General features: G+C 43.3%; 24 protein-coding genes and 1 other annotated feature. All 24 genes read left to right on the plus strand.

Going from position 1 to position 21,262, the window contains the following annotated elements:
• Positions 1 to 9: 9 nt before the first annotated feature.
• On the plus strand, positions 10 to 711 hold the full coding sequence (gene rplA, locus F9802_RS16915) for a 50S ribosomal protein L1 (protein ID WP_152154074.1): 702 nt from the start codon (positions 10 to 12) through the stop codon (positions 709 to 711).
• A 45-nt stretch (positions 712 to 756) separates the two neighbouring features.
• Positions 757 to 901 (plus strand) — a sequence feature (ribosomal protein L10 leader region).
• A gap of 70 nt (positions 902 to 971) precedes the next feature.
• A complete protein-coding gene (gene rplJ / locus F9802_RS16920) occupies positions 972 to 1,472 on the plus strand; it encodes a 50S ribosomal protein L10 (protein ID WP_152154076.1) in 501 nt (166 codons plus the stop codon).
• 66 nt (positions 1,473 to 1,538) lie between these two features.
• A complete protein-coding gene (gene rplL / locus F9802_RS16925; RefSeq protein ID WP_152154078.1) occupies positions 1,539 to 1,904 on the plus strand; it encodes a 50S ribosomal protein L7/L12 in 366 nt (121 codons plus the stop codon).
• A 155-nt stretch (positions 1,905 to 2,059) separates the two neighbouring features.
• A complete protein-coding gene (locus tag F9802_RS16930; RefSeq protein ID WP_152154080.1) occupies positions 2,060 to 2,659 on the plus strand; it encodes a class I SAM-dependent methyltransferase in 600 nt (199 codons plus the stop codon).
• Positions 2,660 to 2,906: 247 nt separating this feature from the next.
• Positions 2,907 to 6,461 carry a DNA-directed RNA polymerase subunit beta gene (rpoB, locus tag F9802_RS16935; RefSeq protein WP_152154082.1) on the plus strand — a complete coding sequence of 1,185 codons (3,555 nt, stop codon included), beginning with the start codon at positions 2,907 to 2,909 and terminating at the stop codon, positions 6,459 to 6,461.
• A 108-nt stretch (positions 6,462 to 6,569) separates the two neighbouring features.
• The gene (rpoC, locus tag F9802_RS16940; RefSeq protein WP_152154085.1) at positions 6,570 to 10,163 is read left to right on the plus strand and encodes a DNA-directed RNA polymerase subunit beta'; all 3,594 of its coding nucleotides are present in this window, start codon (positions 6,570 to 6,572) and stop codon (positions 10,161 to 10,163) included.
• 183 nt (positions 10,164 to 10,346) lie between these two features.
• Complete coding sequence (locus F9802_RS16945) at positions 10,347 to 10,598, plus strand: 50S ribosomal protein L7ae-like protein (RefSeq protein ID WP_152154087.1); 252 nt, start codon at positions 10,347 to 10,349, stop codon at positions 10,596 to 10,598.
• A 94-nt stretch (positions 10,599 to 10,692) separates the two neighbouring features.
• The gene (gene rpsL / locus F9802_RS16950; RefSeq protein ID WP_152154089.1) at positions 10,693 to 11,115 is read left to right on the plus strand and encodes a 30S ribosomal protein S12; all 423 of its coding nucleotides are present in this window, start codon (positions 10,693 to 10,695) and stop codon (positions 11,113 to 11,115) included.
• A gap of 43 nt (positions 11,116 to 11,158) precedes the next feature.
• Entirely contained in the window at positions 11,159 to 11,629 is a 471-nt protein-coding gene (rpsG, locus tag F9802_RS16955) for a 30S ribosomal protein S7 (RefSeq protein ID WP_152154091.1), read from the plus strand.
• A 45-nt stretch (positions 11,630 to 11,674) separates the two neighbouring features.
• Positions 11,675 to 13,753 carry an elongation factor G gene (fusA, locus tag F9802_RS16960; protein ID WP_152154093.1) on the plus strand — a complete coding sequence of 693 codons (2,079 nt, stop codon included), beginning with the start codon at positions 11,675 to 11,677 and terminating at the stop codon, positions 13,751 to 13,753.
• A gap of 128 nt (positions 13,754 to 13,881) precedes the next feature.
• Complete coding sequence (gene tuf, locus F9802_RS16965) at positions 13,882 to 15,069, plus strand: elongation factor Tu (RefSeq protein WP_152154095.1); 1,188 nt, start codon at positions 13,882 to 13,884, stop codon at positions 15,067 to 15,069.
• 354 nt (positions 15,070 to 15,423) lie between these two features.
• Positions 15,424 to 15,732: a 30S ribosomal protein S10 gene (gene rpsJ / locus F9802_RS16970; protein WP_019394071.1), complete on the plus strand. Its 309-nt coding sequence runs from the start codon at positions 15,424 to 15,426 to the stop codon at positions 15,730 to 15,732.
• A 38-nt stretch (positions 15,733 to 15,770) separates the two neighbouring features.
• Positions 15,771 to 16,397, plus strand: coding sequence for a 50S ribosomal protein L3 (gene rplC / locus F9802_RS16975; RefSeq protein WP_152154097.1), 627 nt, complete (start codon positions 15,771 to 15,773; stop codon positions 16,395 to 16,397).
• 30 nt (positions 16,398 to 16,427) lie between these two features.
• Positions 16,428 to 17,051, plus strand: coding sequence for a 50S ribosomal protein L4 (gene rplD, locus F9802_RS16980; protein ID WP_152154099.1), 624 nt, complete (start codon positions 16,428 to 16,430; stop codon positions 17,049 to 17,051).
• A complete protein-coding gene (gene rplW, locus F9802_RS16985) occupies positions 17,051 to 17,335 on the plus strand; it encodes a 50S ribosomal protein L23 (protein ID WP_152154101.1) in 285 nt (94 codons plus the stop codon). The genes rplD and rplW overlap by 1 nt, the downstream gene beginning before the upstream one ends.
• A 31-nt stretch (positions 17,336 to 17,366) precedes the next feature.
• Positions 17,367 to 18,197, plus strand: coding sequence for a 50S ribosomal protein L2 (gene rplB / locus F9802_RS16990; protein WP_152154103.1), 831 nt, complete (start codon positions 17,367 to 17,369; stop codon positions 18,195 to 18,197).
• A gap of 60 nt (positions 18,198 to 18,257) precedes the next feature.
• Complete coding sequence (gene rpsS, locus F9802_RS16995; protein ID WP_152154105.1) at positions 18,258 to 18,536, plus strand: 30S ribosomal protein S19; 279 nt, start codon at positions 18,258 to 18,260, stop codon at positions 18,534 to 18,536.
• A gap of 18 nt (positions 18,537 to 18,554) precedes the next feature.
• Positions 18,555 to 18,896: a 50S ribosomal protein L22 gene (gene rplV / locus F9802_RS17000; protein ID WP_152154107.1), complete on the plus strand. Its 342-nt coding sequence runs from the start codon at positions 18,555 to 18,557 to the stop codon at positions 18,894 to 18,896.
• A gap of 3 nt (positions 18,897 to 18,899) precedes the next feature.
• Positions 18,900 to 19,556: a 30S ribosomal protein S3 gene (gene rpsC / locus F9802_RS17005; RefSeq protein WP_152154109.1), complete on the plus strand. Its 657-nt coding sequence runs from the start codon at positions 18,900 to 18,902 to the stop codon at positions 19,554 to 19,556.
• Between the two features lies 1 nt (position 19,557).
• Positions 19,558 to 19,992, plus strand: a complete 435-nt coding sequence (gene rplP / locus F9802_RS17010) for a 50S ribosomal protein L16 (protein WP_152154111.1) — start codon at positions 19,558 to 19,560, stop codon at positions 19,990 to 19,992.
• Positions 19,982 to 20,185, plus strand: coding sequence for a 50S ribosomal protein L29 (gene rpmC, locus F9802_RS17015; protein WP_120035866.1), 204 nt, complete (start codon positions 19,982 to 19,984; stop codon positions 20,183 to 20,185). The genes rplP and rpmC overlap by 11 nt, the downstream gene beginning before the upstream one ends.
• A gap of 19 nt (positions 20,186 to 20,204) precedes the next feature.
• Positions 20,205 to 20,468 carry a 30S ribosomal protein S17 gene (gene rpsQ, locus F9802_RS17020; protein WP_041101764.1) on the plus strand — a complete coding sequence of 88 codons (264 nt, stop codon included), beginning with the start codon at positions 20,205 to 20,207 and terminating at the stop codon, positions 20,466 to 20,468.
• Positions 20,469 to 20,515: 47 nt separating this feature from the next.
• Positions 20,516 to 20,884 carry a 50S ribosomal protein L14 gene (gene rplN, locus F9802_RS17025; protein WP_152154113.1) on the plus strand — a complete coding sequence of 123 codons (369 nt, stop codon included), beginning with the start codon at positions 20,516 to 20,518 and terminating at the stop codon, positions 20,882 to 20,884.
• Positions 20,885 to 20,930: 46 nt separating this feature from the next.
• The gene (rplX, locus tag F9802_RS17030; protein WP_152154115.1) at positions 20,931 to 21,242 is read left to right on the plus strand and encodes a 50S ribosomal protein L24; all 312 of its coding nucleotides are present in this window, start codon (positions 20,931 to 20,933) and stop codon (positions 21,240 to 21,242) included.
• Positions 21,243 to 21,262 lie beyond the last annotated feature (20 nt).

Genomic DNA, 21,262 nt, shown 5'->3' on the forward strand with positions numbered 1-21,262 from the left:
AATTTTAACATGGCTAAAAAAGGTAAAAACTTTCAAGAAGCCGCGAAGCTTGTTGATCGTACAACAGCTTATGGACTTGATGAAGCAGTTGAATTAGTAAAGAAAACTAATTTTGCAAAATTTGATGCAACAGTAGAGGCAGCTTTCCGTCTCGGAGTTGATCCGAAGAAGGCTGACCAGCAAATCCGTGGAGCGGTTGTGCTTCCAAACGGTACTGGTAAAACACAAAAAGTTTTAGTGTTTGCTAAAGGTGAAAAAGCGAAAGAAGCAGAAGCAGCAGGTGCTGATTACGTAGGTGATGCTGATTTCATTACTAAAATCCAACAAGGTTGGTTTGAGTTTGATGTAATCGTAGCTACTCCTGACATGATGGGTGAAGTCGGTAAACTCGGCCGTGTGCTTGGACCTAAAGGTCTTATGCCAAACCCTAAAACTGGCACAGTTACATTTGATGTAACAAAAGCAGTGGAAGAAATCAAAGCAGGTAAAGTAGAATACCGCGTAGATAAAGCTGGAAACATTCATGTTCCGATTGGTAAAGTTTCTTTCGACAACGAAAAACTAGTTGAAAACTTTAACGCAATTTTTGAAACAATGTTAAAAGCGAAGCCGTCAGCAGCTAAAGGCACATACATGAAGAATGTTACAATCACTTCAACGATGGGCCCTGGCATTAAAGTAGATCCTTCTTCTGTAGTTGCTGTAAATTAAGTTGACAACAGATTTTATATGTGATATAATACATTCTGTTGTGAAATAATATGATCATTTATACCGTAGACAGCAGGAGCTGAAAAGCTTAATTTCCCGCCGAGGTAATACGAATATATATAGTGTGGCCGTTTGCCGTGCTTTTCGTAACCTCCATGTCTACCGGGCATGGAGGTTTTTTACTTGCATGTAAGGTATGAATGGACAGGCAGAATGGAAAAGTGCATACTTTTCCGCAGAAATCTACAGGAGGTGTAAAGATGAGCAATGTAATCGAGCAAAAGAAACAGTTAGTAAATGATATTGCTGATAAATTCAAGAACAGTGCTTCTACAGTAGTAGTAGACTACCGCGGTTTAACAGTGAGTCAAGTAACTGAGCTTCGCAAGCAGCTTCGTGAAGCGGGCGTTGAGTTTAAAGTATACAAAAACACTTTAACTCGCCGTGCAGCTGAAACTGCGGAAATTTCCGGATTAGATGAATTTCTAACTGGACCGAATGCGGTTGCTTTCAGTACAGAAGATGTAATTGCACCGGCAAAAATTCTTAACAGCTTTGCGAAAGAAAACGAAGCGTTAGAAATTAAAGCAGGTGTTCTTGAAGGGAACCTAGTATCGGCAGAAGAAGTGAAAGCTCTTGCTGAACTTCCATCCCGCGAAGGACTTCTTTCTATGCTACTCAGCGTGTTGCAAGCTCCAATGCGCAACTTCGCTCTTGCAACAAAAGCCGTTGCCGATCAAAAAGAAGAACAAGGCGCGTAAGCTGATTTTTTCAGAAGCCGCGTGAACGAATAAATTAGAATGTAAAAATAAGGAGGAAGTTTTAAAATGACTAAAGAGCAAATCATTGATGCGATTAAAGAAATGTCCGTTCTTGACTTAAACGACTTAGTAAAAGCTATCGAAGAAGAATTTGGTGTAACTGCAGCTGCTCCTGTAGCAGTAGCAGGCGGAGCTGCCGGCGGAGAGGCTGCAGCTGAGCAAACTGAATTTGACGTTGTGCTTACTGAAGCAGGCGCTCAAAAAATCAAAGTTATTAAAGTTGTTCGTGAAATTACAGGCCTTGGTCTTAAAGAAGCGAAAGAACTTGTTGATAACACTCCAAAACCAGTTAAAGAAGCTGCTTCTAAAGAAGAAGCTGAAGAAATCAAAGCTAAACTTGAAGAAGTTGGCGCTGGCGTAGAAGTTAAGTAATTTTGTATTAACAAACAACAAAAAGTCCGCTGGATCCAGCGGGCTTTTATTTGTTTGAATAAAAGTAAGGCTGTTGTCCAGCTGCAGCGCCTAGCCCTCGAGGCAAAACAGGCGCTTCCGCTTTTCTATTAAATTGCCGGAGTGGAGGAATGGGTGTGACTAACCATTATTTTTCGCAAACACCGGATAGTGAAAGTAACCCGGTATTTTGGGAGTATCCCCTGAAGGGCCGGACGTTCCGCTTTAAAACAGATGCTGGTGTTTTTTCTAAAAAAGAAGTAGACTTTGGCTCGCGCCTTTTGATTGAGACATTTCAAGCACCATTAGTTGAAGGGCCGTTTCTTGATGTTGGATGCGGTTATGGTCCGATAGGTCTGGCGGTTGCTGCTTCATCTGAAAGAGTGGTTCATATGATTGATGTGAATCAGCGGGCGCTTTCGTTGGCAAAGGAGAATGCCCGACTCAACAAAATAGGGAATGTTAAGATTTATGAAAGTGACCGGCTTGAAAGGGTCAGTGAGTCAGGTTTTGCAGCGGTGTTAACGAACCCGCCGATCCGGGCAGGGAAAAAAATTGTGTTTGATATTTTTCGCCAAAGTTATGAAAAGTTAACTGAAGGTGGAACGTTATGGGTCGTTATTCAGAAAAAACAAGGAGCTCCTTCTGCTATTAAAGAAATGGAATCGCTGTTTAAGGAAGTGGAAACGGTCCATCGCTCAAAAGGGTACTATATCATCAAAGCTGAAAAGCGTTGACTGGCAAAAGGCTCTATGGTATTATTATAAAATGCCAATATAATATTTGTGTCCATTTTTGCTAAAATAAATTAGTTTGTATAATTATTGGTTAAAATGGCTACGATGATAAAATAATAGTTCATCATGTGCAAAAATGAGGTTTTCTTTGAAAAACCCTTTTTCTTTTTGTCTTACAGCAAGACTAGCCGTCTGCTTAAGAGAGGTATATAGGCAACTAAAACGCTTGATTTGAGGGGTGAATCAGTTGATAGGTCAACTAGTTCAGTATGGACGACACCGCCAGCGCAGAAGTTATGCGCGCATTAGTGAAGTTTTAGAATTACCAAATCTTATTGAAATCCAAACATCCTCCTATCAGTGGTTTCTTGATGAGGGCTTGAGAGAAATGTTTCAGGATATTTCTCCTATCGAAGATTTCACTGGTAATCTTGCACTGGAATTTATCGATTACAGTCTCGGAGAACCGAAATATCCGGTGGATGAGTCTAAGGAGCGCGATGTAACTTATTCGGCTCCACTTCGAGTAAAAGTCCGTCTTTTAAACAAAGAGACTGGTGAAGTAAAGGATCAGGAAGTGTTCATGGGCGATTTTCCGCTTATGACTGAAACAGGAACATTTATTATCAATGGGGCAGAACGCGTTATTGTCTCCCAGCTTGTTCGTTCTCCGAGTGTGTATTACAGCGGAAAACTGGACAAAAACGGAAAGCGCGGCTTTACTGCTACTGTCATTCCAAACCGTGGAGCTTGGTTGGAATATGAAACAGATGCAAAAGACATTGTGTATGTTCGTATTGACCGCACGCGTAAATTACCAATTACGGTACTGCTGCGCTCTCTAGGGTTTGGCTCTGATCAAGAAATCATCGATCTTATCGGCGATAACGAATATATCCGCAATACACTTGAAAAAGACAACACGGAGAGCACGGAAAAAGCACTTATCGAAATTTATGAGCGGCTTCGTCCAGGTGAACCTCCAACGGTTGATAACGCCAAAAGTTTGCTTGTTTCCCGTTTCTTTGACCCGAAACGGTATGACTTGGCCAGTGTTGGGCGTTATAAAATGAATAAAAAGCTTCACACGAAAAACCGCTTGTTTGGACAGCGCCTGGCAGAGACGTTAGCTGACCCGGAAACTGGCGAAATTATCGCTGAGGAAGGGACGCTTCTTGACCGCCGTGCACTTGATAAAATCATTCCCAACCTGGAAAACGGTGTCGGCTTTAAAACATATCGCCAGTCAGGCGGGGTAGTGGAAGAAGACATCGTTGTCCAATCCATTAAGATTTACGCACCGAACAGTGAAGAGGAACGTGTTATTAACGTCATTGGAAACGGATTCCCTGAAGAAAATGTAAAACACATCACTCCAGCGGATATTATTTCATCCATTGGCTACTTTTTTAACTTGTTATATGGTGTTGGAGATACAGATGATATCGACCACTTAGGAAACCGTCGTCTTCGTTCGGTCGGAGAATTGCTTCAAAACCAGTTCCGAATCGGTTTATCCCGTATGGAACGTGTTGTTCGTGAGCGTATGTCCATTCAAGATACGAATACAATTACGCCGCAGCAGCTTATTAATATCCGGCCGGTTATTGCGTCCATTAAAGAGTTTTTTGGAAGCTCTCAGCTTTCGCAGTTCATGGACCAAACGAATCCGCTGGCGGAACTGACGCATAAGCGCCGTTTATCTGCTCTCGGACCTGGTGGATTAACGAGAGAGCGCGCGGGCTTTGAAGTCCGGGACGTTCACTATTCCCACTATGGCCGGATGTGTCCGATTGAAACGCCTGAGGGACCGAATATCGGGCTGATCAACTCGTTATCTTCTTACGCCAAAGTAAACCGTTTCGGCTTTATCGAAACACCATACCGTAAAGTAGATCCTGATACAGGAAAAGTAACGAGCCGGATTGATTATTTAACAGCTGATGAAGAAGACAATTACGTTGTAGCACAGGCAAATGTTCTGCTTAATGAAGATGGTTCATTCGTTGAAGAAGAGGTAGTAGCTCGCTTCCGAAGTGAAAACACAGTAGTTAAACGCGAGCGCGTGGACTATATGGACGTTTCACCAAAACAAGTAGTATCTGCTGCGACGGCTTGTATTCCATTCTTGGAGAATGATGACTCCAACCGTGCTTTAATGGGAGCGAACATGCAACGTCAAGCCGTGCCTTTAATGCAACCGGAATCTCCAATTGTCGGTACAGGGATGGAATATGTTTCAGGGAAAGATTCTGGAGCTGCAGTTATTTGTAAGCGCGAAGGAATCGTTGAGCATGTGGAATCCCGGGAAATCTGGGTGCGCCGCCTTGAGGAAGTGGACGGGAAAGAAGTGAAAGGTGATTTGGATAAATATCGCCTGCTCAAGTTCATCCGTTCTAACCAGGGGACATGCTATAATCAGCGCCCAATTGTCAGTGCTGGTGACCGCGTGACAAAAGGGGAAATCCTTGCCGATGGTCCTTCCATGGAAAAAGGTGAACTTGCTTTAGGACGCAACGTAATGGTTGCCTTTATGACGTGGGATGGTTACAACTATGAAGATGCCATCATCATGAGCGAAAGACTCGTGAAAGACGACGTATATACATCGATTCATATTGAAGAATATGAATCAGAATCCCGCGATACAAAGCTTGGACCGGAAGAAATCACTCGTGATATTCCGAACGTCGGAGAAGACGCGCTGCGCAACCTTGATGAGCGCGGAATTATCCGTATCGGGGCAGAAGTAAAAGACGGCGACTTGCTCGTCGGTAAAGTAACGCCAAAAGGTGTAACGGAACTAACTGCAGAAGAAAGGCTTTTACACGCCATCTTCGGTGAAAAAGCGCGTGAAGTGCGCGATACGTCCTTACGTGTACCACATGGAGGAGGCGGAATCGTTCTTGACGTAAAAGTATTTAACCGTGAAGACGGCGACGAACTGCCGCCTGGTGTGAATCAGCTCGTTCGTGTGTATATTGTTCAAAAACGTAAAATCTCTGAAGGGGATAAAATGGCCGGCCGACATGGGAATAAAGGGGTTATCTCCCGGATTTTACCGGAAGAAGATATGCCTTACCTTCCAGATGGCACTCCGGTCGACATCATGTTAAACCCATTAGGAGTACCTTCCCGTATGAACATCGGTCAAGTAATGGAGCTTCACTTAGGTATGGCAGCCCGCTATTTAGGGTTGCATATAGCGACCCCAGTATTTGACGGAGCGACAGAAGATGATGTTTGGGAAACAATTGAAGAGGCTGGTATGTCACGTGACGCCAAAACAGTCTTATACGATGGCCGCAGCGGGGAACCATTCGACAATCGTGTTTCTGTTGGTATCATGTATATGATCAAATTGGCGCACATGGTTGATGACAAGCTCCATGCCCGCTCAACAGGACCATATTCGCTCGTTACCCAGCAGCCGCTCGGCGGAAAAGCTCAGTTTGGCGGACAGCGTTTCGGTGAGATGGAAGTGTGGGCACTTGAAGCTTATGGTGCCGCTTATACACTGCAAGAAATTCTTACTGTAAAATCCGATGATATTGTTGGCCGTGTAAAAACATATGAAGCGATCGTCAAAGGTGAAAATGTTCCGGAGCCGGGAGTTCCAGAATCATTTAAAGTGTTGATTAAAGAACTTCAAAGCTTAGGGATGGACGTAAAAATTATGTCCGGAGACGATCAGGAAATTGAAATGCGTGATTTAGAAGATGAAGACGACATTCAGCAGGCAGATACATTAAATATTGCCCCTGAAGAAAATGTGTCTGAAAAAGTAAGTTCAACGGAGTAATTAACCAGCCGGCCGGAGAATTCCAAACAGCTTTCTCCGGCTGTCTTTAATAAACAGCAGTTTAAGCATACTGGGTAAAACCTGTAGACTAAAAGGGAGGTAGGCCCCTTGCTAGATGTAAACAACTTTGAATACATGAAAATCGGTCTGGCATCACCCGATAAAATTCGATCTTGGTCATATGGTGAAGTAAAAAAACCGGAAACGATCAACTATCGTACGTTAAAGCCAGAAAAAGACGGATTGTTTTGTGAGCGTATTTTTGGACCTACAAAAGACTGGGAATGTCATTGTGGGAAGTATAAGAGAGTTCGTTATAAAGGCGTCGTCTGCGACCGCTGCGGCGTGGAAGTAACTAAAGCGAAAGTTCGCCGTGAGCGTATGGGCCATATTGAACTAGCTGCTCCTGTTTCACATATTTGGTACTTCAAAGGCATTCCGAGCCGTATGGGGCTTGTATTAGATATGTCCCCGCGTGCGCTTGAAGAAGTGATTTATTTTGCTTCTTACGTAGTTACAGAAGCCGGTGATACAGCGCTTGAGAAAAAGCAGCTGCTTTCTGAAAAAGAATTCCGTGCTTACCGTGATAAGTACGGAAGTAAATTCCAGGCTTCGATGGGTGCAGAAGCAATTAAAAAGCTTCTTCAAGATATTGACCTGGAAAAAGAAGTGGAATTTCTTAAAGAAGAATTGAAGAGTGCACAAGGCCAGCGCCGGACAAGAGCAATCAAACGCTTGGAAGTCATTGAAGCATTCCGCCATTCAGGAAACAATCCGGATTGGATGATTCTTGATGTTCTTCCCGTAATTCCACCAGAACTTCGCCCGATGGTTCAGCTTGATGGCGGCCGTTTTGCGACTTCCGACTTGAATGATTTATACCGCCGCGTTATTAACAGAAACAATCGTTTAAAACGATTGCTTGATCTTGGTGCGCCAAGCATCATTGTTCAAAATGAAAAGCGGATGCTTCAAGAGGCAGTCGATGCATTAATCGACAATGGCCGCCGCGGCCGTCCTGTAACGGGACCAGGTAACCGCCCGTTAAAATCCCTTTCTCATATGCTAAAGGGAAAACAAGGGCGCTTCCGTCAAAACTTGCTAGGAAAGCGTGTTGACTATTCTGGCCGTTCTGTTATCGTCGTTGGACCAAACTTGAAAATGTATCAGTGTGGCCTTCCGAAAGAAATGGCACTTGAATTGTTCAAGCCTTTCGTTATGAAAGAACTTGTAGAAAAAGGCCTTGCCCATAATATTAAAAGTGCGAAACGCAAAATTGAACGCGTTCAGCCGGAAGTGTGGGATGTACTTGAGGAAGTAATCAGAGAACATCCGGTTCTTCTAAACCGTGCACCAACGCTTCACCGTCTCGGCATACAAGCATTTGAACCTACGTTAGTAGAAGGACGCGCTATTCGTCTTCACCCGCTCGTTTGTACAGCATACAATGCTGACTTTGATGGTGACCAGATGGCCGTTCACGTTCCGCTGTCAGCAGAAGCACAAGCAGAAGCACGGATGTTAATGCTGGCAGCTCAGAATATCTTGAATCCAAAAGACGGTAAACCAGTTGTTACTCCTTCCCAGGATATGGTATTAGGTAACTATTACCTAACCCTTGAGCGTGAAGAAGCTATTGGCGAAGGCATGGTATTTAAAGATGTGAATGAAGCATTGATTGCCTATCAAAGTGGCTATGTTCATCTTCACACTCGGGTTGCTGTGGCTGCTTCTTCATTAAATAACCAAACATTTACTGAAGAGCAAAACGGCAAGCTGTTAATTACAACTGTCGGGAAGTTAATTTTTAACGAAATTCTTCCGGATACCTTCCCTTATATTAACGAGCCGACAAATACGAATCTTGTAGTGAAGACACCAGAAAAGTATTTCGTTGAATTAGCTGAAAATGTAAAAGAATACATTCAAAAACAAGAGATTGTTGCTCCGTTTAAGAAGAAAATACTTGGAAACATCATCGCTGAAGTGTTTAAACGTTTTAAAATTACAGAAACGTCCAAAATGCTTGACCGCATGAAAGATCTAGGGTTTAAGTATTCGACAAAAGCTGGTATTACGGTCGGTGTTGCCGATATCGTCGTATTAGCTGAAAAAGAAACAATTTTGAAAGAAGCGCAATTAAAAGTGGATAACGTCATGAAGCAGTTCCGCCGTGGTTTAATTACGGAAGAAGAGCGTTACGATCGTGTCATCTCTATCTGGAGTGCAGCGAAAGACACCATCCAAGGCAAGTTAATGGCTTCTTTGGATAAGCGCAACCCAATCTTTATGATGAGTGATTCAGGCGCCCGTGGTAACGCTTCTAACTTTACCCAGCTTGCGGGTATGCGTGGTTTGATGGCCAACCCGGCCGGACGAATTATCGAGCTTCCGATCAAATCAAGTTTCCGCGAAGGATTAACTGTATTGGAGTACTTTATTTCGACACACGGAGCGCGTAAAGGTCTTGCCGATACGGCTCTTAAAACAGCGGATTCAGGTTACTTAACACGCCGTCTTGTCGATGTAGCCCAGGATGTCATTGTTCGTGAAGATGACTGCGGAACAGACCGCGGCCTTCTCATCGGTTCAATTACAGAAGGAACAGAGGTCATCGAACCACTGGATGAACGCCTGATTGGCCGTCACGCCAGAAAAACACTCGTACACCCTGAAACCGGCGAAATCATCGCCAGAGAAAATGACTTGATCGATGAAGACATGACGAATGTCATCATTGATGCAGGCATTGAAGAAGTGTGGATCCGATCCGCCTTTACTTGTAACACCCGCCACGGCGTGTGTAAAAAATGTTACGGCCGCAATCTTGCAACCGGACAGCAAGTTGAAGTGGGAGAAGCGGTCGGTATCATCGCTGCTCAATCGATCGGAGAACCAGGTACACAGCTGACGATGCGTACATTCCATACGGGCGGGGTAGCCGGAGACGATATTACTCAAGGTTTGCCGCGTATCCAGGAATTGTTCGAAGCGCGTAACCCTAAAGGGCAGGCCGTTATATCTGAAATTGAAGGTGTTGTTACAGCGATCAACGAAGGGCGTGACCGCCAGCAGGAAATCGTCCTGCAAAGCGATATCGAAAGCCGCACATATACGGCTCCTTACACAGCTCGCTTAAAAGTAGCCGTTAACGACCGAGTAACCCGTGGCCAGGAGTTGACGGAAGGGTCAATTGATCCGAAAGAATACTTGAAGATCACCGATGTCTCCTCCGTGCAGGAATACTTATTGCGGGAAGTCCAGAAAGTATACCGGATGCAAGGGGTAGAAATCGGCGATAAACATATTGAAGTGATGGTGCGCCAAATGCTTCGCAAAGTACGCGTGCTTGATGCAGGAGAAACGGATGTACTGCCAGGAAGCCTGCTTGAGATCCATCAGTTCAGGGATGCGAACGAAAAAGCATTGCTTGAAGGCAACGCGCCGGCAACGGGAAGACCTGTACTTCTTGGTATTACAAAAGCATCACTTGAAACAGACTCATTTTTATCCGCTGCATCGTTCCAGGAAACGACTCGTGTCCTGACAGATGCTGCGATTAAAGGAAAACGTGATGAACTGCTCGGTTTGAAAGAAAACGTGATTATCGGAAAACTTGTTCCAGCCGGAACAGGTATGCAGCGATACCGGAATTCAGAACCCGTTTTAGCTTCATCTGAAGAATCGGTACCAGTAGAATAGTTAAGTGTCCGCGAGTGGAACGAAGTGGTTGAAAGGCTGCTGCACTTCCAGTAAATTATTTGAACGGAGCCGACTTGTTCGGCTCCGTTATAATAATTTATTTTCACGGTTGACATTTAAAAACATGAATGATAATATAATCAAGGTGCTCCTATGAACCTTGTTACTTTGGAGGATATCTATATGTCTTACGATAAAGTAGCGAAGGCCCAAAGTTTGGCGATAGGAACAAAACAAACAGTGAAAGCTCTTGAAAGAAATCAAGCACAGCAAGTGATGATCGCTGCTGATGCCAGCCCTCTCTTAGTTAAAAAAGTGACGGAGTTGGCGGAACAAAAAGCAGTGCCTGTTACTTATGTGGATTCTATGCTGAAATTAGGAAAAACATGTGGGATTGATGTCAAGGCAGCAGCTGTTGCTATTATTAATGAATAATGTTTTTGCATTGAATTGCAAAGACTTTGTTTTTACTTTAAAATGGTCCACCTGGATGTGTGGGCTTAAGAAAAAAGGAAGGGAGGATCTTTACATGCCTACTATTAACCAGTTAGTGCGTAAACCTCGTAAATCAAAATCAGCTAATTCCAAATCACCAGCACTTAACAAAGGCTACAACAGCTTCAAAAAAGTGCAAACGGATATTAATTCACCACAAAAGCGTGGAGTATGTACACGTGTTGGTACGATGACTCCTAAAAAGCCTAACTCGGCTTTGCGTAAATATGCCCGTGTTCGTTTGAGCAACGGCATCGAAGTGAATGCTTATATTCCTGGTATTGGCCACAACCTTCAAGAACACAGTGTTGTTTTGATCCGTGGAGGAAGAGTAAAAGATTTACCGGGTGTACGTTATCACGTAGTCCGCGGTGCGCTTGATACTGCCGGTGTTGAAACTCGCCGTCAAGGCCGTTCTAAATACGGAATGAAGCGTCCAAAAGAAGCTAAAAAATAAATCGTTAATATAATGAAGGAATTACACGAAAGGAGGAAATCACATGCCACGTAAAGGTCCTGTAGCGAAGAGAGATGTACTTCCAGATCCATTGTACAACTCGAAGCTAGTTACCCGTCTCATCAACAAAATGATGGTTGACGGTAAAAGAGGTAAATCACAAGCCATTCTTTACGCATCATTTGATATTATCCGTGAGCGCACGGGTAAAGATCCAATGGAAGTATTTGATCAAGCCATTAAAAACATCATGCCAGTATTAGAGGTTAAAGCACGCCGTGTAGGTGGTGCAAACTACCAGGTGCCAGTTGAGGTTCGTCCTGAACGCCGCACAACTCTTGGTCTTCGTTGGTTAGTTAACTATTCTCGTCTGCGCGGCGAGAAAACAATGGAAGAACGCCTATCAGCTGAAATCCTTGATGCAGCTAACAACACTGGTGCTTCAGTTAAGAAGCGCGAAGACACGCACAAAATGGCAGAAGCAAACAAAGCATTTGCTCATTACCGCTGGTAAGATTATTTTTAAAATTAACCTAACTAAGGAAGGAGAAAGACATTCATGGCAAGAGAGTTCTCCTTAGAAAACACTCGAAATATCGGTATCATGGCTCACATCGATGCTGGTAAAACAACAACTACCGAGCGTATTCTCTATTATACAGGCCGTATCCATAAACTTGGAGAGACGCACGAAGGTGCTTCCCAAATGGACTGGATGGAGCAAGAACAAGAGCGCGGTATTACAATTACATCTGCTGCAACAACTGCACAATGGAAAGGGCACCGTGTTAACATCATCGATACACCTGGCCACGTAGACTTCACTGTTGAAGTTGAGCGTTCCCTTCGTGTTCTTGATGGTGCGGTAACTGTATTGGATGCCCAATCCGGAGTTGAACCGCAAACAGAAACTGTTTGGCGCCAAGCAACTACTTACGGAGTACCACGTATCGTATTCGTTAACAAAATGGACAAAATCGGTGCGGACTTCTTGTATTCCGTTGGTACAATTAACGATCGCTTAATGGCAAACGCTCATCCGATTCAACTTCCAATTGGAGCTGAAGATGAGTTTCGCGGCATTATCGATTTAATTGAAATGAAAGCTACTTTCTACGGCAACGACCTTGGAACTGATACCGAAGTGGGAGATATTCCTGAAGATATGCAGGCCAAAGCTGAAGAGTACCGTGAAAAGTTAATTGAGGCCATTTCAGAATTTGATGAAGAAATCATGGAGAAATACCTAGGCGGAGAAGAAGTAACGATTCCAGAAATCAAAGCTGCGATCCGTAAAGGTACACTCAATGTTGAATTCTTCCCTGTTCTTTGCGGAACAGCTTTCAAAAACAAAGGCGTTCAACTCGTACTTGATGCTGTCATTGACTACCTTCCAGCTCCAACTGACGTTGCTGATATTACTGGTATTCTCCCTGATACAGAAGAAGAAGTGACTCGTCCATCTTCAGACGATGCGCCATTCTCTGCGTTGGCATTTAAAGTTATGACTGACCCTTATGTTGGTAAATTGACGTTCTTCCGCGTATATTCCGGTACCCTTAATTCCGGTTCATACGTTCAAAACTCAACTAAAGGCAAGCGTGAGCGTGTAGGACGTATCCTGCAAATGCATGCGAACTCTCGTGAAGAAATCGCGATTGTTCATTCAGGCGATATCGCGGCTGCAGTTGGTTTGAAAGATACGGCAACAGGTGATACTCTTTGTGACGAGAAAAGCCTTGTCATCTTAGAGTCAATGGAATTCCCGGAACCGGTTATTTCCCTGTCTGTTGAACCTAAGTCAAAAGCTGACCAGGCCAAAATGTCAACGGCACTGCAAAAGCTTCAAGAAGAAGATCCGACATTCCGTGCGGAAACGAACCCTGAAACTGGGCAAGTTATCATTTCCGGTATGGGTGAGCTTCACCTTGATGTTCTTGTAGACCGCATGCGTCGTGAGTTTAAAGTGGAAGCCAACGTTGGTGCTCCACAAGTAGCTTACCGTGAAACGTTCCGTGGTTCTGCTCAAGTTGAAGGGAAATTTGCCCGCCAATCCGGTGGACGTGGACAATACGGACACGTATGGATCGAGTTTACACCTAACGAAGAAGGCGCCGGTTTTGAATTCGTAAACGGCATCGTTGGAGGGGTTGTTCCTCGAGAATATATTCCGGCTGTTCAAGCAGGTCTGGAAGATGCATTGCAAAACGGCGTATTAGCCGGCTATCCGCTAGTCGATATTAAGGCGAGACTGTATGATGGTTCTTACCATGATGTTGACTCCAGTGAAATGGCATTTAAAATTGCTGCATCCATGGCTCTAAAAAACGCTGCTTCTAAGTGTAATCCGGTTCTTTTAGAGCCAACGATGAAAGTAGAAGTTGTTATTCCTGATGAATACCTTGGAGATATTATGGGTGATATCACTTCCCGCCGCGGACGCGTGGAAGGTATGGAAGCCCGCGGTAACGCTCAAGTAGTAAAAGCATTTGTTCCACTTTCTGAAATGTTCGGCTACGCAACTTCATTGCGTTCCAACACACAAGGACGCGGAACGTATTCTATGCAGTTTGACCACTACGAAGAAGTGCCGAAATCAGTTTCCGAAGAAATCATCAAGAAAAACAAAGGCGAATAATTGATTTATACCTCTTAATCAAGTATAAATACAATGTAAGCTTTGGTACCTTTGGAGGCAGGGAAATTCCTGACTTCAAAGTCCCTATATAAATAAATTAATTTGACAATTCAAAGGAGGATTTCCTAATGGCTAAGGAAAAATTCGACCGTTCCAAAACACATGCGAATATCGGTACAATTGGTCACGTTGACCATGGTAAAACAACTTTAACAGCAGCAATCACAACTGTTCTTTCAAAAAAAGGCGGCGGTGAAGCTCGTGGTTACGATCAAATCGACGCGGCTCCAGAAGAGCGTGAGCGTGGAATCACAATCTCAACTTCTCACGTTGAGTACGAAACTGATACTCGTCACTATGCACACGTTGACTGCCCAGGACATGCTGACTACGTTAAAAACATGATCACTGGAGCTGCTCAAATGGATGGGGGCATCCTAGTAGTATCTGCTGCTGACGGCCCAATGCCACAAACTCGTGAGCACATCCTTCTTTCTCGTAACGTAGGTGTACCTTACCTTGTTGTATTTATGAACAAATGTGACATGGTAGATGACGAAGAGTTACTTGAATTAGTAGAAATGGAAATTCGTGATCTTCTTTCTGAATACGACTTCCCAGGAGATGACGTACCAGTAATCAAAGGCTCTGCTCTTAAAGCCCTTGAAGGCGAAGCTGAGTGGGAAGAAAAAATCATCGAGCTTATGAACGCTGTTGATGAGTATGTTCCAACTCCAGAGCGTGACACTGAAAAACCATTCATGATGCCTGTTGAGGATGTATTCTCAATCACTGGCCGTGGTACAGTTGCAACTGGACGCGTTGAGCGTGGACAAGTTAAAGTTGGTGACGTAGTTGACATCATCGGTTTAACTGAAGAGCCGAAATCTACTACTGTAACTGGTGTAGAAATGTTCCGTAAGCTTCTTGACTATGCAGAAGCAGGCGACAACATCGGTGCCCTTCTTCGTGGTGTTTCTCGTGAAGAAATCCAACGTGGCCAAGTTCTTGCTAAACCAGGAACAATCACACCACACACTAACTTCAAAGCTGAAGTTTACGTTTTATCTAAAGAAGAGGGTGGACGTCACACTCCATTCTTCTCAAATTACCGTCCACAGTTCTACTTCCGTACAACTGATGTAACTGGTATTTGTAACCTTCCAGAAGGCGTAGAAATGGTTATGCCTGGAGATAACGTTGAAATGACAATTGAACTTATTGCTCCAATCGCGATCGAAGAAGGAACTAGATTCTCTATTCGTGAAGGTGGACGTACTGTTGGTTCTGGCGTTGTGTCTACAATCCAAAAATAATAACCTTCCAAAAAAGCAGGCGGCTTCCCGCCTGCTTTTTTATTTGTCCAGCCGCAGCCCCTAGACCCTAGATGCTCGAAGACATAAGTTAAATGTCAGCCAAAATAGAATTCCATACTTCTATTGAAATGCAGCAATAATGTATGTATAATAGAAAAGGTGCGCTGGAGATAAAAATATTTTAAATTCAGTTGCATATGTCAAAAAACTCGTGTATAATTAACAACGTTGGTTTTTGACAGCGATGATGTGGAAGGTTGCTGACACACCCGGCCGCTTTGCCATGGCGAGTGTCGTCAGGATATTTTCACGGAGAATGTCTATTATCAAATAGGCGGAAAAGGAGGGAAAATAATGGCAAAAGAAAAAATTCGTATTCGTTTGAAAGCATATGACCACAGAATTTTAGACCAATCAGCAGAAAAGATCGTTGAAACAGCAAAACGTTCTGGTGCTAACGTATCGGGTCCAATCCCGTTGCCAACAGAAAAGTCTGTTTACACAATTTTACGTGCGGTTCATAAGTACAAAGATTCTCGTGAGCAATTCGAGATGCGTACACACAAACGTTTAATCGATATCGTGAACCCAACACCACAAACTGTTGATTCATTAATGCGTTTAGACTTGCCGTCAGGCGTTGACATTGAAATTAAACTTTAATTCAATATAAAAAATTATTAATTCAGGAGGTGTGACTCATGACCAAAGGAATCTTAGGAAGAAAAATCGGTATGACTCAAGTGTTTGCTGAAAACGGTGAATTAATTCCAGTTACTTTAATTGAAGCAGCACCAAACGTTGTACTGCAAAAGAAAACAATCGAAAGCGACGGCTATGAAGCAATTCAGTTAGGTTTTGACGACAAGCGCGATAAGCTTGCGAACAAACCGGCTAAAGGTCACGTTGCGAAAGCTAACACTGCACCTAAGCGCTTCATTCGTGAGTTCCGTAACTTCGATGGAGAAGTAGAAGTTGGTCAAGAAGTCAAAGTAGATATTTTCGCCGAAGGAGATATCATTGACGTAACAGGAGTATCAAAAGGTAAAGGATTCCAAGGCTCAATCAAACGCCACGGACAAAGCCGCGGCCCAATGACGCACGGTTCCCGCTACCATCGTGGACCAGGTTCAATGGGACCAGTTGCTCCTAACCGCGTATTCAAAAACAAATTACTTCCAGGCCGTATGGGTGGCGAACAAATCACTATCCAAAACCTGCAAGTGGTAAAAGTTGATACAGATCGCAACGTTATTTTAGTAAAAGGAAACGTTCCTGGACCTAAGAAATCTTTAGTGAAAATCCAAAGTGCGTTAAAAGTAAAATAATTAATTTTTTCTAGAAAGGAGGAAACAAGAATGCCAAAAGTTACAGTATTAAACCAAAGCGGAGCTGAAGTTGGTGAAATCGAACTGAACGATTCTGTTTTTGGTATTGAACCTAATCAACATGTCTTATTCGAAGCAGTAATGATGCAACGCGCGTCTTTACGCCAAGGAACAAGCAAAGTAAAAACTCGTGCAGAAGTGCGTGGCGGCGGCCGCAAACCGTGGCGTCAAAAAGGTACTGGACGTGCTCGTCAAGGATCTATTCGTTCTCCGCAATGGCGTGGGGGCGGAACAGTATTCGGACCAGTTCCACGCAGCTACAGCTACAAAATGCCGAAAAAAGTTCGCCGCTTAGCGATTAAATCTGCTCTTTCTTCTAAAATGGCAGAACAAAACATTGTTGTGTTGGAAGCATTATCTTTAGATGCTCCAAAAACAAAAGAATTCGCAAGCGTATTGAAAAATCTTTCTGTGAACAGCAAAGCGCTAATTGTAACAGAAGCATTAAATGAAAATGTTGCTTTATCTGCCCGCAATATCCCGGGTGTAACAGTAATAGATGCAAGCGGCATTAGTGTTTTAGATGTTCTTGGACACGAAAAACTAATCATCACTAAAGCAGCTGTTGAAAAAGTAGAGGAGGTGCTTGCATAATGGATGCTCGCGATATCATTAAGCGCCCCGTCATTACAGAACATTCAACTGAAATTATGGCTGATAAAAAGTATACGTTCGAAGTTGATGTAAGAGCGAATAAAACTCAAGTTAAAGATGCGGTTGAACAAATCTTTGGCGTGAAAGTAGCAAAAATCAACATCTTGAACTATAAAGGCAAGTTCAAACGTATGGGTCGTTATGCAGGTTATACAAACAAACGTCGTAAAGCGGTTGTTACATTAACTCAAGACAGCAAAGAAATCGAACTATTTGAAGTTTAATTCAACAATATAAGAAGAGGAGGGAAATGACATGGCGATTAAAAAGTATAAACCAACCACAAACGGCCGTCGTAACATGACGACGTTGGATTTTTCTGAACTGACAACAGACACTCCAGAAAAATCGTTGCTGGCGCCTCTTAAAAAGAAAGGCGGTCGTAACAACCACGGTAAAATTACTGTTCGTCATCATGGTGGCGGCCACAAGCGTCAATACCGCATTATCGACTTTAAACGCGATAAAGATGGTATACCTGGACGCGTTGCCACAATCGAGTATGATCCGAACCGTTCAGCAAATATTGCTTTAATCAATTATGTTGACGGTGAAAAACGCTACATTTTAGCACCGAAAAACCTTAAAGTCGGAATGGAAGTTATGTCCGGACCGGAAGCAGATATCAAAACAGGTAACGCTCTTCCTTTAGTTAACATTCCTGTAGGTACAGTTGTTCACAACATCGAGTTGAAACCTGGTAAAGGCGGACAATTAGTTCGTTCTGCAGGAACATCTGCACAAGTGTTAGGTAAAGAAGGAAAATACGTTCTTGTTCGTTTGAACTCCGGAGAGGTTCGTATGATTCTTGCTACTTGCCGCGCATCTGTCGGTCAAGTTGGTAATGAGCAGCATGAACTCGTTAATATCGGTAAAGCAGGCCGCTCCCGCTGGTTAGGCAAGAAACCAACTGTCCGCGGATCTGTAATGAACCCGAACGATCACCCGCACGGTGGTGGTGAAGGACGTACGCCAATCGGACGTAAGTCACCTGTTACACCTTGGGGCAAACCAACTCTTGGTTACAAAACTCGTAAGAAAACAAACAAAAGCGACAAGTTTATCGTTCGTCGTCGTAAAAAATAACGTAATTGCACTACGGTTCCTTTTGCGAACCGTAGACCAATTGCGAAGGGAGGTACCAAAATGGGCCGCAGCTTGAAAAAAGGACCTTTTGTTGATGATCACTTATTCAATAAAATTGAAAAGTTAAATGAAACTGAAAAGAAACAAGTTGTGAAAACTTGGTCTCGCCGTTCAACAATCTTCCCGGCTTTCATTGGACACACAATCGCTGTGTATGATGGTCGTAAGCATGTTCCTGTATATGTAACAGAAGATATGGTAGGACACAAACTTGGTGAATTCGCACCAACACGTTCGTACAGAGGTCACGGCAGTGACGACAAGAAAACAAGACGCTAATGAGAGGAGGGTATCCTAATGGAAGCAAAAGCTGTTGTTAGAACAGTTCGTATTGCTCCTCGTAAAGCACGTTTAGTGATTGACTTGATTCGAGGAAAGCAAGTGGGAGAAGCTGTAGCTATTTTGCGCCACACGCCAAAAGTTGCATCTCCTGTCATTGAAAAATTACTTAACTCTGCGGTTGCCAATGCAGAGCATAATTATGATATGGACGTTAACAACCTTGTTATTAAACAAGCATTTGTTGACGAAGGTCCAACTTTAAAACGTTTCCGTCCACGTGCAATGGGACGCGCAAGCGCAATTAACAAACGCACAAGCCACATTACAATCGTGGTATCAGAAAAGAAGGAGGGATAATTCGTGGGTCAAAAAGTACATCCTAATGGTTTACGTGTCGGTATTATTCGTGACTGGGATTCAAAGTGGTATGCAGAGAAAGATTATGCAAGTCTTTTACATGAAGACCTTAAAGTTCGTGAATATATCGAAAACCGTTTAAAAGATGCTTCTGTATCTCGAGTTGAAATTGAACGTGCTGCTAACCGCATTAACATTACTGTTCATACGGCGAAGCCTGGTATGGTTATCGGTAAAGGTGGATCTGAGGTTGAAGCACTTCGTAAATCTTTAAACGAACTAACTAGCAAACGTGTTCACATTAACATCGTTGAAATTAAAAGAGCTGATTTGGATGCTAAGCTTGTAGCGGAAAACATTGCTCGTCAATTAGAAAACCGTGTATCTTTCCGTCGTGCGCAAAAGCAAGCGATCCAACGTACAATTCGTTCTGGAGCAAAAGGGATTAAAACACAGGTTTCTGGACGTCTTGGCGGCGCAGATATCGCTCGTGCTGAACACTACAGTGAAGGAACAGTTCCACTTCATACTCTTCGCGCGGACATCGATTATGCGCATGTTGAAGCTAACACTACTTATGGTAAGCTCGGCGTGAAAGTATGGATTTACCGTGGAGAGGTTCTTCCTGTGAAGAAGAAGTCTGAGGAAGGAGGAAAATAATATGTTATTGCCTAAACGTGTAAAATATCGTCGTGTACACCGTGGAAAAATGCGCGGTCAAGCAAAAGGCGGCACAGAAGTAGCATTCGGTGAATACGGTCTGCAAGCTGTTGAAGCTTCATGGATCACTAACCGTCAAATCGAATCTGCTCGTATTGCTATGACTCGTTACATGAAACGTGGCGGTAAAGTATGGATTAAAATTTTCCCGCATAAACCTTACACAGCTAAGCCTCTTGAAGTTCGGATGGGTTCCGGTAAAGGTGCTCCTGAAGGATGGGTGGCTGTAGTAAAGCCTGGAAAAATCATGTTTGAAATTGCTGGTGTTTCTGAAGAAGTAGCGCGTGAAGCACTTCGTCTTGCAGCACACAAGCTGCCAGTTAAATGCAAATTCGTAAAACGAGAAGAAATTGGTGGTGAATCAAATGAAGGCTAATGAAATTGTTGAATTAACCACTGCCGAAATTGAACAAAAACTTAAGTCTTTAAAAGAAGAGCTTTTCAACCTTCGCTTCCAACTAGCGACTGGCCAACTTGAAAACACTGCTCGCATCCGTGAAGTACGCAAAGCGATCGCTCGTATGAAAACTGTAATTCGTCAAAGAGAGATCGATGTTAACAATCGATAATTGAGAGGAGGTTTGCACAATGAGTGAACGTAATCAACGTAAAGTTTATACTGGACGGGTCGTGTCTGACAAAATGGATAAGACTGTCACTGTTCTCGTAGAAACTTACAAAAAGCACTCACTTTACGGCAAACGCGTTAAGTACTCTAAAAAATTCAAAGCTCATGATGAGCTGAATGAAGCAAAAATTGGTGATGTTGTCCGCATCATGGAAACACGCCCATTATCTGCTACAAAACGCTTCCGTTTAGTTGAAGTTGTAGAAAAAGCAGTTATTATCTAATTCATTATTGTTCGGATAGAAAGTGAATCCGAAGGGAGGTAACATAAATGATCCAACAAGAATCTCGTTTAAAGGTAGCTGACAACTCAGGTGCACGTGAAGTTTTAACGATCAAAGTTCTTGGTGGCTCTGGCCGTAAAACTGCAAACGTCGGAGACATCATCGTCTGCACAGTGAAACAAGCAACACCAGGCGGCGTTGTCAAAAAAGGTGATGTAGTGAGAGCTGTTATTGTTCGTACAAAACGTGGAATGCGCCGTAACGACGGATCTTATATCCGTTTCGATGAAAATGCTTGTGTGATCCTTAAAGATGACAAGAGCCCGCGCGGAACCCGTATCTTTGGTCCAGTTGCACGTGAATTGCGTGACAGCAACTTTATGAAAATCATTTCTCTTGCTCCAGAAGTAATCTAATGAAAGCAAATTTTATCAACTTGACCATTCAAGGAGGTGCGATAAAATGAATGTTAAAAAAGGCGATAAAGTAATGGTCATCACGGGCAAAGACAAAGGAAAAACAGGCATCGTGCTTGCAGCATTTCCTAAAAAAGACCGTGTGCTTGTAGAAGGAATTAATATCGTGAAAAAACACGCGAAGCCTTCACAAGTAAATCCGCAAGGCGGAATTATTAGCCATGAGGCACCTATTCACGTTTCTAACGTAATGCTTTTAGACCCGAAATCAAATGAACCTACTCGCGTAGGATTCAAAACGGTTGACGGCAAAAAAGTACGTGTAGCAAAAAAATCCGGTGAAACTTTAGATAAATAATAAGCCTGTTAATGAAGGGA

The organism is Bacillus aerolatus, assembly GCF_009183655.1.
Lineage (GTDB): Bacteria > Bacillota > Bacilli > Bacillales > Domibacillaceae > Pseudobacillus > Pseudobacillus aerolatus.

Bases quoted from the DNA above. Each gene is read 5' to 3' on its own strand.
- rplA (WP_152154074.1), top strand. From the start codon at position 10: ATGGCTAAAAAAGGTAAAAACTTTCAAGAAGCCGCGAAGCTTGTTGAT.
- rplJ (WP_152154076.1), top strand. From the start codon at position 972: ATGAGCAATGTAATCGAGCAAAAGAAACAGTTAGTAAATGATATTGCT.
- rplL (WP_152154078.1), top strand. From the start codon at position 1,539: ATGACTAAAGAGCAAATCATTGATGCGATTAAAGAAATGTCCGTTCTT.
- F9802_RS16945 (WP_152154087.1), top strand. From the start codon at position 10,347: ATGTCTTACGATAAAGTAGCGAAGGCCCAAAGTTTGGCGATAGGAACA.
- rpsL (WP_152154089.1), top strand. From the start codon at position 10,693: ATGCCTACTATTAACCAGTTAGTGCGTAAACCTCGTAAATCAAAATCA.
- rpsG (WP_152154091.1), top strand. From the start codon at position 11,159: ATGCCACGTAAAGGTCCTGTAGCGAAGAGAGATGTACTTCCAGATCCA.
- fusA (WP_152154093.1), top strand. From the start codon at position 11,675: ATGGCAAGAGAGTTCTCCTTAGAAAACACTCGAAATATCGGTATCATG.
- tuf (WP_152154095.1), top strand. From the start codon at position 13,882: ATGGCTAAGGAAAAATTCGACCGTTCCAAAACACATGCGAATATCGGT.
- rpsJ (WP_019394071.1), top strand. From the start codon at position 15,424: ATGGCAAAAGAAAAAATTCGTATTCGTTTGAAAGCATATGACCACAGA.
- rplC (WP_152154097.1), top strand. From the start codon at position 15,771: ATGACCAAAGGAATCTTAGGAAGAAAAATCGGTATGACTCAAGTGTTT.
- rplD (WP_152154099.1), top strand. From the start codon at position 16,428: ATGCCAAAAGTTACAGTATTAAACCAAAGCGGAGCTGAAGTTGGTGAA.
- rplW (WP_152154101.1), top strand. From the start codon at position 17,051: ATGGATGCTCGCGATATCATTAAGCGCCCCGTCATTACAGAACATTCA.
- rplB (WP_152154103.1), top strand. From the start codon at position 17,367: ATGGCGATTAAAAAGTATAAACCAACCACAAACGGCCGTCGTAACATG.
- rpsS (WP_152154105.1), top strand. From the start codon at position 18,258: ATGGGCCGCAGCTTGAAAAAAGGACCTTTTGTTGATGATCACTTATTC.
- rplV (WP_152154107.1), top strand. From the start codon at position 18,555: ATGGAAGCAAAAGCTGTTGTTAGAACAGTTCGTATTGCTCCTCGTAAA.
- rplP (WP_152154111.1), top strand. From the start codon at position 19,558: ATGTTATTGCCTAAACGTGTAAAATATCGTCGTGTACACCGTGGAAAA.
- rpmC (WP_120035866.1), top strand. From the start codon at position 19,982: ATGAAGGCTAATGAAATTGTTGAATTAACCACTGCCGAAATTGAACAA.
- rpsQ (WP_041101764.1), top strand. From the start codon at position 20,205: ATGAGTGAACGTAATCAACGTAAAGTTTATACTGGACGGGTCGTGTCT.
- rplN (WP_152154113.1), top strand. From the start codon at position 20,516: ATGATCCAACAAGAATCTCGTTTAAAGGTAGCTGACAACTCAGGTGCA.
- rplX (WP_152154115.1), top strand. From the start codon at position 20,931: ATGAATGTTAAAAAAGGCGATAAAGTAATGGTCATCACGGGCAAAGAC.